Here is a 14,400-nt window from a genome sequence, read left to right as displayed (position 1 = left end):
ATTTAGCTCCCTTCTACTTCCGTCGTAGAAATTAACCATTTGTATGTCCCAGTGCCTTGAACGAAATGATGGATCATGGTTGATTTCCCTTCATAATTTTGTGTTCCATCTGTATAGGAAAGGACTTGAGAAACTCTTGCTTTCGCAGTATTTGCGTTGATTTCAAGAATATCAATACTCTCAATCACTAGTTTAAAATCACTGTATGCCGCAAATAAATCACCGATGGCTTTTTCTGTAGAAGCGTAATTCCCTGAATTAGGATCAATTGTACTCATGTAACCTGCAACATCTTCCTGCTCAATTGCCACGCCGTTAGCATAGATTGCCTTTTGAATTTCCTCTTCATCTGAGTAGGCATCATCCGCATTCGAATAGATGATTTCAATTTTCTCCATATCAGGATGTGTAAGGTTATTTTTTCTGAAGTAATTGAAATCTCCTAGCACGAATTCTTTAAATAATTGCTGGTCATTTACCTTTTCATCACTATGCGACGTGTATAATTCAACTGCAGCATCAAATTGATCTGAGAACAAATAGGCATGAGCCAGATTTATTTTATAAATGAGGGTATTGGGATTTAATTCGATGGCTTTTTCTGCTGAAGTAACAGCATCATTTGGCATTTGATTTAAAAATTGAATGAAGGATAAATCTGCATAAGAGTTAGCTAGTTCAACATGGTCCTTTTGAAAAAGAGGGTCTTTTGTTAGTAAGTCTTCGAGTATAATGACACTATTTTTTATATCAATTAAGGCAAATTCGAAATAACCTAATGATCGCTTCGTAAGTGAGATGTTCCGATCAAGTACGCCCATCGAGTATTGAGCATCGAAATTCCCATCCGTGTTAAAAATGATCTCGGCCATATCTCGAGCTTGAACATAATGCTTTAATGCATTAAAATAATCTTTTTCTTTGTTCAATGCATAGCCTTTATCCCAATATTCGTATACAATTTTCAAATGCTGTGTTTTAATTGTTTCTTCATCAAGTGGTAGTTCAATTCCTTTACTCACTTCAAGATGGACGATATCATTTTCCTTTGCTTTGTCCTCTGCTGTTAAAGATTGCTTTGTAACAATTCCCTTTTTCACATAGATACTTTCAATATACGTGACATCACCAAGCTTTAATCCTTCTTCCGTTAATACTTTTTTCGCATCTTCTTCTAATTGATGGATTACATTCGGAACGACAACTTCCTTAATAATCTCTTCTGTTATATCTTCTTGCTTTTCATTCTCTTGTTTATTAATGATTCTTGTATCATTTTCTACAGGTTTATCCGGTGTATTTCCTGCCATTGATTTAAACAGAAAGATTGTGCCTACAATGACAATCGTTAAAAGAGCAACAATGGTCGCTCCCCCACCGATCCATACCCATTTTGAGATGGGATTCTTATTCTGCGTCTTCTTTTTTTGTAAGGACTCGTGGCTATTTATGTCTGTTGATGGTGAAATCGCTGAATCACTTACGTTCATATTTACTAACAGGTCTTGTTGAAACTCATCGATTGACTGATAACGCTCACTCGCTTTAACGGACAAAGCTTTCATTAATGCAGCTTCTGCCTTTTCAGGAATATCAACGCCTAGCTTCGAAGGGGGAATGATCGAATCTTCCTCTAACCGATCAAGAGATTCGGGTGGGACATAACCAACTATCGCTCGATAGAAGGTTGCTGCGGCTGAATATACGTCTGTCCAAGGCCCTTGCTTTCCTTTGCTGCGATATTGTTCCTCTGGAGCAAATCCTGGCTTTAAAATGACGGAGATGCTTTTGCTAAATTCAGTCATGGCATAGCGTGCTGCACCAAAGTCCAAAATCTTCACTTGGCCTTCAGATGTTATATAAATATTATCTGGACTAATATCTCGATGTAATGTGCCTGTTCGATGTACTTCTCTTAATCCATCCATCACAGGCATCATAATCATAAGTGCATTTTGATAAGGGATTTTTCCGCCTTGTGTTTCTAAATATTGTTTGAAATCAATTCCTTCAAGATAATACATAACTAAATAAGCTGTGCCATTTTCTCTGAAAAAATCTCTCACACCAACAATGCCAGGGTGATTGCTAAATTGTGCCAATGTTTTTGCTTCATCTAAAAAGTTGATTAACCCATTCTCAAAATGGGTGGCTGAATCCCCAGTGAAAACAGAGACCATTGTTTGGTCGGGGGATCTAGTTGCAAAATCACGTGGCATATATTCTTTAATCGCTAGTTTCATATCAAGATTTAAATCATAGGCCAAATAGGTTATTCCAAATCCTCCATGGCCGAGAACCCTTCCAAGAAGGTATTTCTCTTGTAAAATAGATCCAGGCGGCAAATGCTGTGGGGCTTCTGCGGAGGAACCAACAACCCAGCCACAATGAGGACAGACTGAATCTGTGCCTCTATCCTCCATACACCCTAAACAAAGATGGTCGTAATCCGCCATGATTTCACCTCATTTATTAAATTTTTAGTTTGTAACGATTACAGCGATCGCACTATAATTATCATGATTTGCTTTCATTCTTTCGAAGAGGATTAATTCCATCATTTGTAGCCATTCATGAGGGGAAGAAGCTATTACACTAGTATTCTCCATTTCTTCCTCTGTCACAGCTTCCCAGAATCCATCTGAGCATAAAAGGAAGGCATCCTCTTTCTGAATGGATACTTCTTCTGTCAATATCGTTGCTTTTACTGCTCCATCTGTTCCTAAAACTCGATAAAGCCGGTTGCGGTCTTCATGATACCGAATTTGACTAGTTGTAATCTCTCCCGCATTTACAAGTGCTTGACAAACACTATGATCTTTTGTTTGTGACAGCAGCTTTCCTTCACGAAAATGGTACAATCGAGAATCACCAATATGTGCCCAGCAAGCATGATTATTTTTACAAGTTAAAGCAATTAATGTTGTTCTCATTTTTTTCATGTGTAAGGATAATTTCTGCTGCTTATGAAGTGCTTCTTGTGATTTATCAATGGCATTTTTTAACCAATGCAGACTTTGATGTTGTTGATATTCTTTAAGAATCGTATCAACGGCAAGCTTTGCGGCAATTTCTCCACCTTGGTACCCTCCTAAACCGTCTGCAAGAACCCAGCAGCCTCCATCAAACGATTCTTTGAATGCTACATAATCTTGATTAGTTGCTCTTCCGCCTTTGTTAGAAATCATTGTGGTTTGGAACTGCATCTTTATCGTCTCTCCCAACTTACTTCAAATAAAATATCCTTTGAACTTAAGTAAAATCGATCACCTGGACGTAATTGTGTAATCTTCCCTGCTGGAATACGTGCACCTGATTGTAAATACGTTCCATTTGTTGAATGATCTTCAATTGTAAAAGTTTGTGCATGTTTGTCGAAATGAAGTGTACAATGTTTCCTGCTGATTTCTTCCATTGAAAGTGGGAACACAAGTTGACATTGTTTTGCGTCACGGCCGATATTCAAGTCATGATCAACCAATTCAATCGTTTGTCCAGCAAAATACCCGGATACCCCTTTCAACACTGGTTTTTGGTTATATGGGGACGAATGAGAGACATGAACGGAATGAGCCTTTCTTTTTCTGATGAAGAAGAATAGCAAGAGACCAACAATTAGGAGGAAAACAAAACAAACAATGGCTACTATCAGCCATATTTTAGAGAAAGCAAACAGGCTGCCGCTTGATTGTTTATTGTTATTTGCTGACAAATATTCAATGCCCCTTGATTCCAACATGGGGATTAATTCTTCAATTTTAACAGCACCATTAATGCCAGCAGCTGATGTCACCGTAAATGTATTAATGCCAATTACTTGCCCATTTTCATTTAATAATGGTCCACCTGAGTTACCAGAATTGATGCTAACATCTACTTGGAAGATTCCGCGTCCGCCTTGGGTAGAAATTTTGCTAATGATTCCTCGAGTGATTGTGACGTCATCTGGATCACCAGATGGTGTATCATCAATTAAATCAGCATCTCCTGGAAAACCAAGTGCATAAACATCTTGACTAGCAATGGCTGCTTTGCTATCACCAATTTCCATTGGCGGTCTTTTGAATAAATCCTGTGTTAATTCCAATACGGCAATATCCTTTACTTTGTCATATGCAACGACAACCGCATTAATTTGATCTTCTTTTGAAAGAAGAACGGTCACACCTTCGAGATTCGGCTCAACAACATGGTAATTAGTTACGATATGTCTAACTGGTTCACCCATACCTACTGAAAAGCCGCTGCCTGTATACAATCCACCATCTAATCCGTAACAAAGGATACGGACTACACTATTTCGAAGATCATCTATTGATCTTGTTTCAGCCTTTACTTGATTGGTAGAGATAAGTATTTGCAAAAATAACAGTGAAACGAGCAAACAAGTAAGAAATACACGAATGTTTCTTTTGAATGGACGGACCATCATCATTCCCCTCTTCCATTAACTATTCAATTGTTAGTAGCGCTACTGTTGCATTATCTTGATTAGGCTTTTGTTTTGAAAGTACTAGCTGTATCAAAGCTTCTGCTGCCTCTTGCGTTGAAAAGTTACGACAAATATCAAGCATTTCATCTGTCGTGATAGAATCATACAGGCCATCACTGCAAAGCACGACCGAATCCCCTTTATTTAGAGGGATAGGCTCACTCGAAACATCTAGCATCTCTAACTGTTTCAACCCTATAAAGCTAGTTAAACTGGCCTTTTCAGGGTCATTTTCTGCCTCTTCAGCAGTGATTTCACCACGAGCGACTTTCTCTGCTAATTCTTTCCCATATATATGATCAGTTGTCAGTAATGTTAAACATTCTCCCTTCTTTAAATAGATTCGACTATCCCCGACTGATAGCCAATACAGCTGATTGTCTAATACGACAGTAGCAATGAGCGTTGTACCAACACTCTCCTCCATCTGCTTTTTACGTGCAAACTGTAAGACCGCCTCATTCGCAATGAATGCTGCTTCTCTCAGTCTCTCAGGAATAGCAGCTGTTTTAGCGGAATGAAGATAATGCTCTAAAAATGCATGTACTGCTAATTGACTTGCTTCTTTTCCGCCGATCAGCCCACCCATTCCATCTGCTACCACTGCTAATACTCCATATTGAGCAATGAAAGCTTGATCATCTAGGTCTGAGAAAGCAAATGCATCCTGTTGTTCTGCTCGTGTGCCGATATGCTGGTCATTGCCTGGTATAATCATTGTGGATATTGGCTTTTGAATCGTAATGGGGTCAGTTGTAGAACTGCCATCAAGTATTTCTGTTTTGTTGCTTTTTTTTTGTATATAATGTTTGAGAATCAAATAAAAGATTGTTAGTAAGATGGCAGAAAAAAGAAGATATACCCACCAAGGGAAGCTTTGAATGGTTTTACTAATAGTAGTTGAAGTGGCTGAAGTATCCAGAATGGCGATGTTAAGTGGTATAAAAAATGAATACAAATGATGTTGTGATTTTCTTTTTGCTGTTTTCCAAAATCGCAAGTTTGTCGTACTCCTTCCATACAACAATTTAAAGATGCGTTCGACTCATTTCAATCAATGCTCATCAAAAAAGAGCGTTAATCCTATATGTATGTTTTTTTTAGCATAAATTGCTTATCCATCTGGAAAGTATTGAAAGGAAAGGCGTTAAATCCTTTTTCCTTTTCTTCCTTATTTCCACCTACGTTATTCTAAGAAAACAGTTAGTTGAAGAAAAATGAAATGTACCCACTTGCTGGAATATTCTAATGGGTTTTGGAATTGTTCCAATAATGGGGGTCTCCCTTTCTCTAATTTGTTATGGAGATATCTAACTATTAATTCTGTTGATAAAGCAAACAGTATTAACAGTTAGATATCGTGTGGTTAAAAAATAGAAAGCTATAATAAAGTTAATGGGTTAAAATTGGCAATGTGTTATGAATTGTGTTAATATTCAAATTAATAAGCGAGAATTATGAAGAAGATTTTATTGGAACCTACAATGATTCTTTTATCTCTCATCCTTTACAGTAGTTTTAATAAATACAGTTTTTAGGAAAAGAGGTTAAATTCTTGAAACTGTTTTTGAAAAATAGAGAAAATAAATTTGAATTTATGATATATGTATACTTTGGTTTGATGTTGCTTTTATATTTTGGATTTATATTTCTTGACAACCAACGATTGAATAAGTCGGATCTGTGGTTGTCAAAAAGTTTATTAACAGAAGTTGATGTTGAAAATATTAGTCGATTAGGAATGTGGGCATCTAGCTTTGAATTTACATTTTTAGCTTTATTTATTATAACAATGAGTATAATTATTTTTCGATATCGAAAAAATATAAAAATTTTAAATTGCTTTTTGATTGTAAATACTATTTTATTTATTGGAATTATGGCATTGAGCTATATAATATTTCTTATTACTTCGTTACCTATTGGAAATTTATTGCAACCTTTATTTGCACCTGTATACTTTTTAGGAGGGCTTTTCATTTATTTATTATGGATATCCAAAAAAAGATTAATTAAATAAGGGGGGCTACAATTAAAGTGGATAATGATTGGAGACTAATGCGGAATTTCTATTTTCAGGAAAGTGTAAATACACTAATATTTAATCAGTCATCAACATTTGGCGTCGATGAGAATAATGAAGACTGGGTCTAGTGAGGGTATGTGACTCGGAATTGTTAGTATAAAGATCGCCTACTACTAAATAAACCAAAATTCCATTTCTTATATGGAATTTTGGTTTATTTAAATCTTGCTCATTCATTTAATCCACTCATTAAAAAATTGGCGATATCCCTCTTTCATCACTGTATTCGAGAAAGCATCAAACGCATAGTCTCGATTTTCTATTGATGCCTTTAATGGGATGGAAGCAGCCATATTGACTAGCTCAAACCAATTCTTTTCATTTCCAGAAAAAGAATGCTTGGCACTTATATGGTCATAGCATGGATGCTCAGGCTTCACGACCATTTTTCCCATTGCCAACGCTTCAGTCAAAGGCATAGCAAATGTATCAAACTTGGAACAGCTCCAATAGACTTTTGCTGAGTTCATCAAAGTGAAAATTTCATCCTGTGATAAGGCAAATTTGAGCTTAATATTGCTTGGAATTTGGTACTTCTTCATGCTTTCCCGATAGCGTTCGCCACCAAATACCATAAATACCTCTTTATCAGGATTCTTTCTAGCATACTCAATAACGAGGTCTGGTCGCCGATTTTCCTCATCTCTTCCTATCCAAAGAATTCGATTGTCTACTACTAGTTTCGGATCATAATATTTTTTTGCCATTGTTTCATTGAATCCAATTGGAATAACAGTAACATCATGTACCCCGAAATGACGTGCCATTTCCCCTTTCAAAAATTCCGTTTGAACGATTGCTTTATCCACGATTTGATAAAAAGGCTTCATCATCTCATACCCTGTTAGGGCTGGATCAGGGAAACTATGTGGAAATAGTACACTATTCTTTAAAAACATTTTTAAATAAGTAAACCCAGAAACCGTGTAAATCACATGGTCGATTTTTTGAGAATAAATTTGATCCAATACGATGTCGTAGTTTACTAAGTCCCCTTTTTCATGTTCATAACCAGGAAGCCAGTCATATCCGCTCACATGCCGTTCTGGCGAAATAAAAACAATGTCAATGCCAAGCTCTTTTCCAATTGCTTTCAGCCGCTCTGCAAAAATCCGTGGGCCTTGTGCCTCCGTAAATTGAATTTTCCTCATTACTAATCCTACTTTTGTCATCTGTATATTCCCTCTCTATTCATTTACCCACTACGTTTAAACCTATTTACAATGAACCTAAAGCATCAATTAGAAGATATAAAGCTGTAAAACACAATAGAATATATGTAAAAATCCTAAAGATCCGTTGATTCAGCCATCTAAAAATCACTTGTCCTATGAACAAGCCAACGAACACAATTGGAACGGCTGACAAACTTGATTGCCAAATGAGTGTATTCGTACCTGTAAAGAGGATTTGAGTGATTAAACTTACAAAATAGATAAATAGATAAAAAGCTAATGTAGTTGCGCGTAATTTCTCTTTTTCCGTATTTGTCCCTGTAAAGTAAAGCAATAATGGAGGCCCAGGCATCCCTATGCTTGTTGTCAATAACCCAGAAAATCCACCAACGATATAATCTCTAAATGGTGTTGATTTAATCGTAAAATTACATAGCAGTAGCAGCGTTAAGATGAGGAGAAGCATGCTAATACCTAATTTAAACGTGTTGATATTAATCGTTATAAAAATTAAAATTCCAAATGGGACACCAACGATGCTTCCAAAAATAAATCTTTTCAGTAACTTAAGATCAATATCCGTTCTTATTTTCCAAATAAGAGAGATTGATATGATTAAAGATAAGATAATGTTTATTTGTATCGCTTCATGTGGTTGGAATAATAGCAAAAGAAAGGGGGTGGCCATGATGGAAAAGCCAAACCCAGTACTTGTTTGCAGAATAGACGCGATTAGTATTATACAGACAAAAAGGATTTCAGTCTCCATAATAGCTCTCCTTTTCATTCGAATGACAGATTACACTTAGTATAACGTATATTCTATTGAATAGTGAGCGCATACATAGATTACAAACTTTTCTGTCATCCAATAAAGGCATTAAAGGAATAAGCTGAAGGTAAATAAATGCGAAGTGGGGGGATAAGGACTTCCCCCCTTACATTTGTCTTATTTATTGACCTGAAGTTAACTCTGTTCGGATTTGCTGAATTTCATCTTGTGATGCTGCTTGAGCTGGTTTATAATCGCCTTTTTGCAGAGCATAATTATAAACCGTACGCTGGCGAGACTCATCAGCATTTCTAAGCTGAATCAATGTTTGTCTAAGCTCAGTGTTATTGGAGTCACTAATATAGCCCGCATAGCTTTTTAGACTGGCATTTAATCCATTTAAATAATCATTTACAATATCTTTATCCTGCAGCATACAGTATTCCTCCTTATTGTAAAAATGATAGCAGCTGTTGCTGTGCACTTTTTGCAGCTTGTGCATCCCTTTGCAAAATAGCCTTTAATTCAGGATCCATTGCTGATTGCGAATAAGCTTCTAATTTATTCGAGATCATTCCATGCTCACCAATAATTCTCCTTAAATTTTCTACTTCAGTTTGTGTTAATGACTGTGTCATTGGATCAACTCCTTTCTACTGTTATCAAATTTAGTTTCTCCATGTAAGTAAATGAAATTCTCTAATTGTTTAGTGAAAAAAGAAAAAGTGAAAGCAATTGATCTACTTTCACTTTTTCTAAGCTTTATTGTTGTTTCTCCATGATTATGCTAATGGCACCTAAATATTTTTCATATTTTTTAAAGGTACTATGCATATCTTCAATACGTTTTCTTGCATCAGGATTGACTGCAATATTTTTGACTATTGATGCGAAGCCTTTCACTCCTTCATCCTGAATCATCCGTTTCTTTTCTAATAAATGCATAGGCCTCATTTCAATAATAACAACAGAAAACCCTTTCTGTTCAAAAAGAGATTTCCATTCAAAAACAGTCAGTGGTTTTGCATTCACACGAATTACTTTTGCTAGATCCTTTTGAATGACGGATTTTAATTCATCATCAATTTCATTTGGAGTTAAACAAAGCTCGTGAATTCCGTATCGTCCCCCATTGCGTAAGATTCGATGAGCTTCTTCAATGATCTCCTCTTTTTGTTTAGGTGATTGCATCGTTAGCATCGCTTCTCCGTACAATGCATCGACAGATTGATCTGGTAAATTTGTATTTTGAGCATGACCGATAATACATTGTGCATTGTCGCTAGGCAAATATTTTCTCACTTGTTTAGCTGCTTCCTCATTTTGTTCGATTGCTGTATACGATTTTGGCTTCATATCAAGGACAAACTTTGCTGTTGCACCTAATCCTGGGGCAAATTCTGCTACCTCATCATCAGCCGTAATATGTAAGTGTTCGAGCATTTTTTTTGTTAGTTCAATGCCACCTGGCCGCAATACACGTTTTCCCATTTTTGCTAGTACCCAATGACCAGGCATTTTATCGTAATCTGTTTGAGTAATCGATGACATAAAATCACTCCTTCTTTATTGATAATGATAATTGTTATCAATTACATTATATGAATAATTAAAACTTAAAGTCAATAGTGTATTGTCATAATTAAATTTGTAGTAGCTTTATTTTGTATATGTTATAGTAATGATTGATTTCCTTTTAGCAAATTGATATATTAATTTATAAATATGTTATCAATGATGTGATCAAGTAAATAAGAATTGTGAAACAGAAAATATAGCCTTGGCTGAAAGCTATATCACCCCTTCTTATTGAAACCTGCCACGGAGATGTTAGTTAAAAACTAACCGAGTCGTTTCGTTACAAACGTTTAGAGGACTTACTATTTATTAGTAAAGTTGAACTAAGGTGGTACCACGTCTATTAGCATAAAGACGTCCTTTTATTAGGACTCTTTATGCTTTTTTGCTTTTTTAAGTTACTATAATTTCTTAGGAGGTAATGACAATGTCACAAAACACAAATGATTTTTCAAAATGGTATATTGATACGATTCAAAAAGCGGATTTAATGGATTACACTCCAGTTCGCGGCTGTATTGCGTTTAAGCCGGATGGCTATGAATTATGGGAACATATTCAAGCAGAGATGGATAAGCGGTTTAAAGAAACGGGTCACCGTAATGCCTACTTTCCAATGTTAATTCCAGAATCCTTCTTCCAAAAGGAAAAGGATCATATTGAAGGATTTTCTCCTGAACTCCCATGGGTAACTGAAGCAGCTGGAGAAAAATTAGATGAACGCTTAGCATTGCGTCCAACTTCAGAAACAATGATTGGACATTTATATTCAGACTGGATTAAAAGTTATCGAGATCTCCCAGTTTTAATTAACCAATGGGCAAATGTATTCCGTTGGGAAAAGAAAACTCTTCCATTTATCCGTACTTCTGAATTTTTATGGCAAGAAGGCCATACTGCTCATGTGGATGAAGAAGACGCTCGCAAAGAGACAATGCAAATGTTAACGATTTATAAAGAAGTCGTAGAAGGTTTGCTAGCGATTCCAGTTTATGATGGACAAAAGACACCATTAGAACGCTTTGCTGGTGCGATTGATACATTTTCCATTGAAGCAATGATGAAAGATGGGAAAGCCGTACAAGCTGGTACCTCTCACTACTTAGGTACAAAGTTTGCGGAAGCCTTTGATATAAAATATTTAAATAAAGAAAATAAGCATGAATACGTACATACAACGTCTTGGGGTACGTCTACCCGTTTAATCGGATCGGTCATCATGGTTCATGGAGATGAACAAGGCCTTGTTTTACCACCAAGAATCGCTCCAACTCAAGTTGTATTGATTCCAGTTGGTCCATGGAAAAAGAATCCTGCCATTATGGAAAAATTAGATGAAATTTTTGCCGCTTTAAAAGCGTTAGGCATTCGTGTTCGTCTTGATGATTCTGATCAATCACCAGGCTATAAATTTAATCAATGGGAATTAAAAGGTGTGCCTGTTCGTATTGAACTTGGGCCACGTGATTTAGAAAATAATCAAGGTTTAATGAAAGCACGTGATGAAAAGGATAAAATTTCTGTACCTTTAGAATCCATTGTTGAGAGCATTCAAAAAGAACTGGAAACAATGCAAACTCGTTTATTCGAAAAAGCAAAAGCTTTCCGTGCAGAGCATTCGCACACACATATTGATACAATGGATCAATTAGAACAATATCTAGCAGATTCCGAACAAAATGGAAACATTCCTGGTTGGATATTAGCAGGTTGGTGTGGAGATGATGCGTGTGAAGAAAGTATAAAAGAAAAAACAAAATTCACAACAAGAAATATTCCATTTAATCCACCTGCAACAAAGCACACATGCCTTAATTGTGGAAATGATTCAAAACATACGGTTTGGTTTGCTCGTGCATACTAATTGACTATTCTATGAAGTACACAAGTAAATTTTAACTGAAAAGAATCCATTTTGAGACTCGATTACTCATAATGGATTCTTTTTTTACCGTAAATTATTTAGCACAAATTCTCTTCTTCAAAAAAGATCAGGATTAGCTTGATATGAAAATGCCACCACTAAGATAGCATGAATGGCGGCAATCCTTTTATTTTTTCATAAAAGCTTCAATATCCTCAACCGATCGGATAATATCATTTGAGAGAACTTCAAAACCTTCATCTGTGACTAAGACATCATCTTCAATGCGAATTCCAATCTCTTCCTGTTCGATATAAAGACCTGGCTCTACTGTAATCACCATTCCAGGCTGTAAAATTAAATCTTTGTAATTTCCGACATCATGTGTATCTAACCCAAGAAAATGACTGACACCATGATAATAATATTCACTAATTTCTGCCTCTTCTTTTATTAAGCCGACGTTGATACACTCCTCGGCAAGTACCTTTTTCGTATGTTCATTTAATTTCGCGAATGGGATTCCTGGTTTTATTAAAGCAGTCGTTTCTTTTAATGCTTTTAAAACAATATTGTAGTATGTTTTTTGCTTTTCTGTAAATTGGCCATTGACTGGGAACGTGTAGCTTATATCGGCATTGTAATATTCAAACTGTGCTCCTAAATCAAGAAGAACAAGGCTTCCTTCTTCAGCCGTTGCATTATTTTTTTCATAATGTAGTATTGTGCCATTTTTCCCGCTCGCTACAATGGTTGGAAATGCATGCTCCTTTACCCCTTCAGAATGTAAGATAAAGTCAAAATGGGCCTCTAGTTGGTACTCCTTCATCCCTGCCTTTGCATTCAGCATGATATTTCTAATGCCGTCCTGAGTAATTTTAATTGCCTTTTTTATTTTTTCGATTTCTTCAGGTTTTTTATAAACACGCAGCTCGCTAACTATTGGATACACATTTTTCAGTTGTATGTAAGGAAAATTCGTTTGGAGTTTTCTAGCAAATTGTTGTGCTTTCGTTGTAATTGTATCTAACTCTCTCCGCTCTAAGTCTAGATAGACATGAAATGATGATACTAGGGATAATTTTTGCGACACAATGGAATCAAATTGATCAAGATACAATATTTGCTTAACTCCAGACGCTTCAGTTGCTTCATGAATAGAGATTGATTTCCCTACCCACTTTTCTAATACTGGGTCTGATTTTTCGATAAAAAGATATTCTTCTGTTTCTTCTCCATTTTTATGAGCAATAAATATGACGTTTGGCTCAGTAATTCCTGTTAAGTAATAAAAATTGCGATTAGGAACAAATGGATAAGACTCATCTGCTGATTTATGTGGTGGATTCCCTGCAAACATAACTAGGAGAGATTGATCTTCAAGTAACTCATATACATTTTTACGATTATTTACGAAAAAGTCTCTGTGCATATAATTCCCTCTTTTCAAAAGATATGAATATATCATAACATAGGGAAGAGTTGTTATTATAGATGGATAATTACACTATTTTTCAAGGGACAAATAACGTTAAACTAGTATTCTATGGAAATATGACAGGAGATTGCCCCTTGCCACAACATGATGCTTAGAAGTTCCAACATTTAAACTCTATCAATAATACTTATTAATCAAGAAGAATGAAAAAAAATGGTGAAAACCGATAAAGGTCTGGTCTCACCATTTGAAAATCATCTTACTATTTTTAATCGTTCAATTACTGAATTGGCTTCGTATGCTTTTCCACTAGTTGACTCTGAAATGAATGTTTTTTAATTGCCAAGATAAATTCCACAAGAAGATAAATAGAAACAATTGGCCACACAAGCCCCCAAGCGGAAGAAACGAACCCATAGAGGAAAACAATCCCAGGGTGGATAAAATGAATGCAAATAAGCGATAGAGCAATCCAACAAAGGGAGAATGATAAACAAATATGTCCATGTATTTGTAGAGGTAAATCCGAATAGTCCCACCATTTCTGATGGAAAAACTTCTCCAGCAATGCCCCACTCACGTATTCGACAAAAGTAGGAATAAAAAAGCATAAGAAAATCACAACTACCCAATTTGTTTCAGGCTTAATGAAGAAAACTAATAGCAAAGGAGCAAAACCGTACATCGGTTTAAATGGCCCCAAGAAGAAATTGGGTTTAAAAAATCTTCTTTTTGTAATAAAATTATAGCTATTTTCAAGTAACCAGCCAAAAAAGGCGTAGATTATAAAGAAGAACAAAATCATCGGTATGTCTTTCAAAAAGAATAATTGCTCAAAGCTATTCATTTGGTGATCACATCTTCCTTTTTTCTATAGATTTAGCTTTACGACTCCTAATTATGCTAGAAAATTCCAATGTTATACTTTCTTAAGGAACACCATGAATGTTCTTAAGACTTCGATTGATTTTATTCTTACTGGTATTGAACGCTCA

General features: G+C 35.8%; 13 protein-coding genes and 1 other annotated feature. Of the genes, 2 read left to right on the top strand and 11 right to left on the bottom strand.

What is annotated here, in order from left to right; translation table 11 throughout:
- Window positions 1–2: 2 nt before the first annotated feature.
- The 4 genes from J2Z40_RS02065 to J2Z40_RS02050 are packed head-to-tail and all read right to left on the bottom strand — an operon-like array spanning window position 3 to window position 5,492.
- Complete coding sequence (locus tag J2Z40_RS02065) at window positions 3–2,456, bottom strand: serine/threonine protein kinase (RefSeq protein WP_066394146.1); 2,454 nt, start codon at window positions 2,454–2,456, stop codon at window positions 3–5.
- A 24-nt stretch (window positions 2,457–2,480) separates the two neighbouring features.
- Complete coding sequence (locus tag J2Z40_RS02060) at window positions 2,481–3,206, bottom strand: PP2C family protein-serine/threonine phosphatase (RefSeq protein WP_066394148.1); 726 nt, start codon at window positions 3,204–3,206, stop codon at window positions 2,481–2,483.
- A 2-nt stretch (window positions 3,207–3,208) separates the two neighbouring features.
- Window positions 3,209–4,435, bottom strand: coding sequence for a trypsin-like peptidase domain-containing protein (locus J2Z40_RS02055; protein ID WP_083953890.1), 1,227 nt, complete (start codon window positions 4,433–4,435; stop codon window positions 3,209–3,211).
- A gap of 16 nt (window positions 4,436–4,451) precedes the next feature.
- Window positions 4,452–5,492 (bottom strand): PP2C family protein-serine/threonine phosphatase, encoded by a 1,041-nt coding sequence (locus tag J2Z40_RS02050; RefSeq protein ID WP_066394154.1) that lies wholly within the window; start codon window positions 5,490–5,492, stop codon window positions 4,452–4,454.
- A 555-nt stretch (window positions 5,493–6,047) separates the two neighbouring features.
- On the opposite strand from J2Z40_RS02050, the gene J2Z40_RS02045 reads away from it, so the two are divergent.
- On the top strand, window positions 6,048–6,512 hold the full coding sequence (locus J2Z40_RS02045; protein WP_066394156.1) for a hypothetical protein: 465 nt from the start codon (window positions 6,048–6,050) through the stop codon (window positions 6,510–6,512).
- Between the two features lie 239 nt (window positions 6,513–6,751).
- Here the strand turns inward: J2Z40_RS02045 and J2Z40_RS02040 are convergent, their stop codons facing one another.
- From J2Z40_RS02040 to J2Z40_RS02020, 5 genes are all read right to left on the bottom strand, one after another.
- A complete protein-coding gene (locus J2Z40_RS02040) occupies window positions 6,752–7,750 on the bottom strand; it encodes a glycosyltransferase (protein WP_066394158.1) in 999 nt (332 codons plus the stop codon).
- Between the two features lie 46 nt (window positions 7,751–7,796).
- Window positions 7,797–8,522, bottom strand: coding sequence for a sulfite exporter TauE/SafE family protein (locus J2Z40_RS02035; protein WP_066394162.1), 726 nt, complete (start codon window positions 8,520–8,522; stop codon window positions 7,797–7,799).
- Between the two features lie 184 nt (window positions 8,523–8,706).
- Window positions 8,707–8,958: a spore coat protein gene (locus J2Z40_RS02030; protein ID WP_066399272.1), complete on the bottom strand. Its 252-nt coding sequence runs from the start codon at window positions 8,956–8,958 to the stop codon at window positions 8,707–8,709.
- A gap of 16 nt (window positions 8,959–8,974) precedes the next feature.
- Complete coding sequence (locus J2Z40_RS02025; protein WP_066394165.1) at window positions 8,975–9,163, bottom strand: hypothetical protein; 189 nt, start codon at window positions 9,161–9,163, stop codon at window positions 8,975–8,977.
- Between the two features lie 124 nt (window positions 9,164–9,287).
- A complete protein-coding gene (locus tag J2Z40_RS02020) occupies window positions 9,288–10,076 on the bottom strand; it encodes a class I SAM-dependent methyltransferase (protein WP_066394169.1) in 789 nt (262 codons plus the stop codon).
- A gap of 174 nt (window positions 10,077–10,250) precedes the next feature.
- Window positions 10,251–10,468: a binding site (T-box leader), on the top strand.
- Between the two features lie 62 nt (window positions 10,469–10,530).
- Between J2Z40_RS02020 and proS the strand changes: the two genes are divergently transcribed.
- Window positions 10,531–11,967 (top strand): proline--tRNA ligase, encoded by a 1,437-nt coding sequence (gene proS / locus J2Z40_RS02015; RefSeq protein ID WP_066394171.1) that lies wholly within the window; start codon window positions 10,531–10,533, stop codon window positions 11,965–11,967.
- Window positions 11,968–12,154: 187 nt separating this feature from the next.
- On the opposite strand, the gene J2Z40_RS02010 is transcribed toward proS, so the two are convergent.
- Both J2Z40_RS02010 and J2Z40_RS02005 read right to left on the bottom strand, forming a co-directional pair.
- On the bottom strand, window positions 12,155–13,399 hold the full coding sequence (locus tag J2Z40_RS02010; RefSeq protein WP_066394173.1) for an aminopeptidase P family protein: 1,245 nt from the start codon (window positions 13,397–13,399) through the stop codon (window positions 12,155–12,157).
- Between the two features lie 286 nt (window positions 13,400–13,685).
- Complete coding sequence (locus J2Z40_RS02005) at window positions 13,686–14,252, bottom strand: putative ABC transporter permease (protein WP_066394180.1); 567 nt, start codon at window positions 14,250–14,252, stop codon at window positions 13,686–13,688.
- Window positions 14,253–14,400 lie beyond the last annotated feature (148 nt).

The sequence above is a fragment of the Cytobacillus eiseniae genome (genome assembly GCF_017874625.1).
Classification (GTDB): Bacteria; Bacillota; Bacilli; order Bacillales; family Cytobacillaceae; genus Cytobacillus; species Cytobacillus eiseniae.
This window is presented reverse-complemented; position numbering and strand designations above follow the sequence as displayed.

Excerpts from the sequence above, each read along its gene's own strand:
- J2Z40_RS02065 (WP_066394146.1), bottom strand. The coding sequence starts at position 2,456 with ATGGCGGATTACGACCATCTTTGTTTAGGGTGTATGGAGGATAGAGGC.
- J2Z40_RS02060 (WP_066394148.1), bottom strand. The coding sequence starts at position 3,206 with ATGCAGTTCCAAACCACAATGATTTCTAACAAAGGCGGAAGAGCAACT.
- J2Z40_RS02055 (WP_083953890.1), bottom strand. The coding sequence starts at position 4,435 with ATGATGATGGTCCGTCCATTCAAAAGAAACATTCGTGTATTTCTTACT.
- J2Z40_RS02040 (WP_066394158.1), bottom strand. The coding sequence starts at position 7,750 with ATGACAAAAGTAGGATTAGTAATGAGGAAAATTCAATTTACGGAGGCA.
- J2Z40_RS02035 (WP_066394162.1), bottom strand. The coding sequence starts at position 8,522 with ATGGAGACTGAAATCCTTTTTGTCTGTATAATACTAATCGCGTCTATT.
- J2Z40_RS02025 (WP_066394165.1), bottom strand. The coding sequence starts at position 9,163 with ATGACACAGTCATTAACACAAACTGAAGTAGAAAATTTAAGGAGAATT.
- J2Z40_RS02020 (WP_066394169.1), bottom strand. The coding sequence starts at position 10,076 with ATGTCATCGATTACTCAAACAGATTACGATAAAATGCCTGGTCATTGG.
- proS (WP_066394171.1), top strand. The coding sequence starts at position 10,531 with ATGTCACAAAACACAAATGATTTTTCAAAATGGTATATTGATACGATT.
- J2Z40_RS02010 (WP_066394173.1), bottom strand. The coding sequence starts at position 13,399 with ATGCACAGAGACTTTTTCGTAAATAATCGTAAAAATGTATATGAGTTA.
- J2Z40_RS02005 (WP_066394180.1), bottom strand. The coding sequence starts at position 14,252 with ATGAATAGCTTTGAGCAATTATTCTTTTTGAAAGACATACCGATGATT.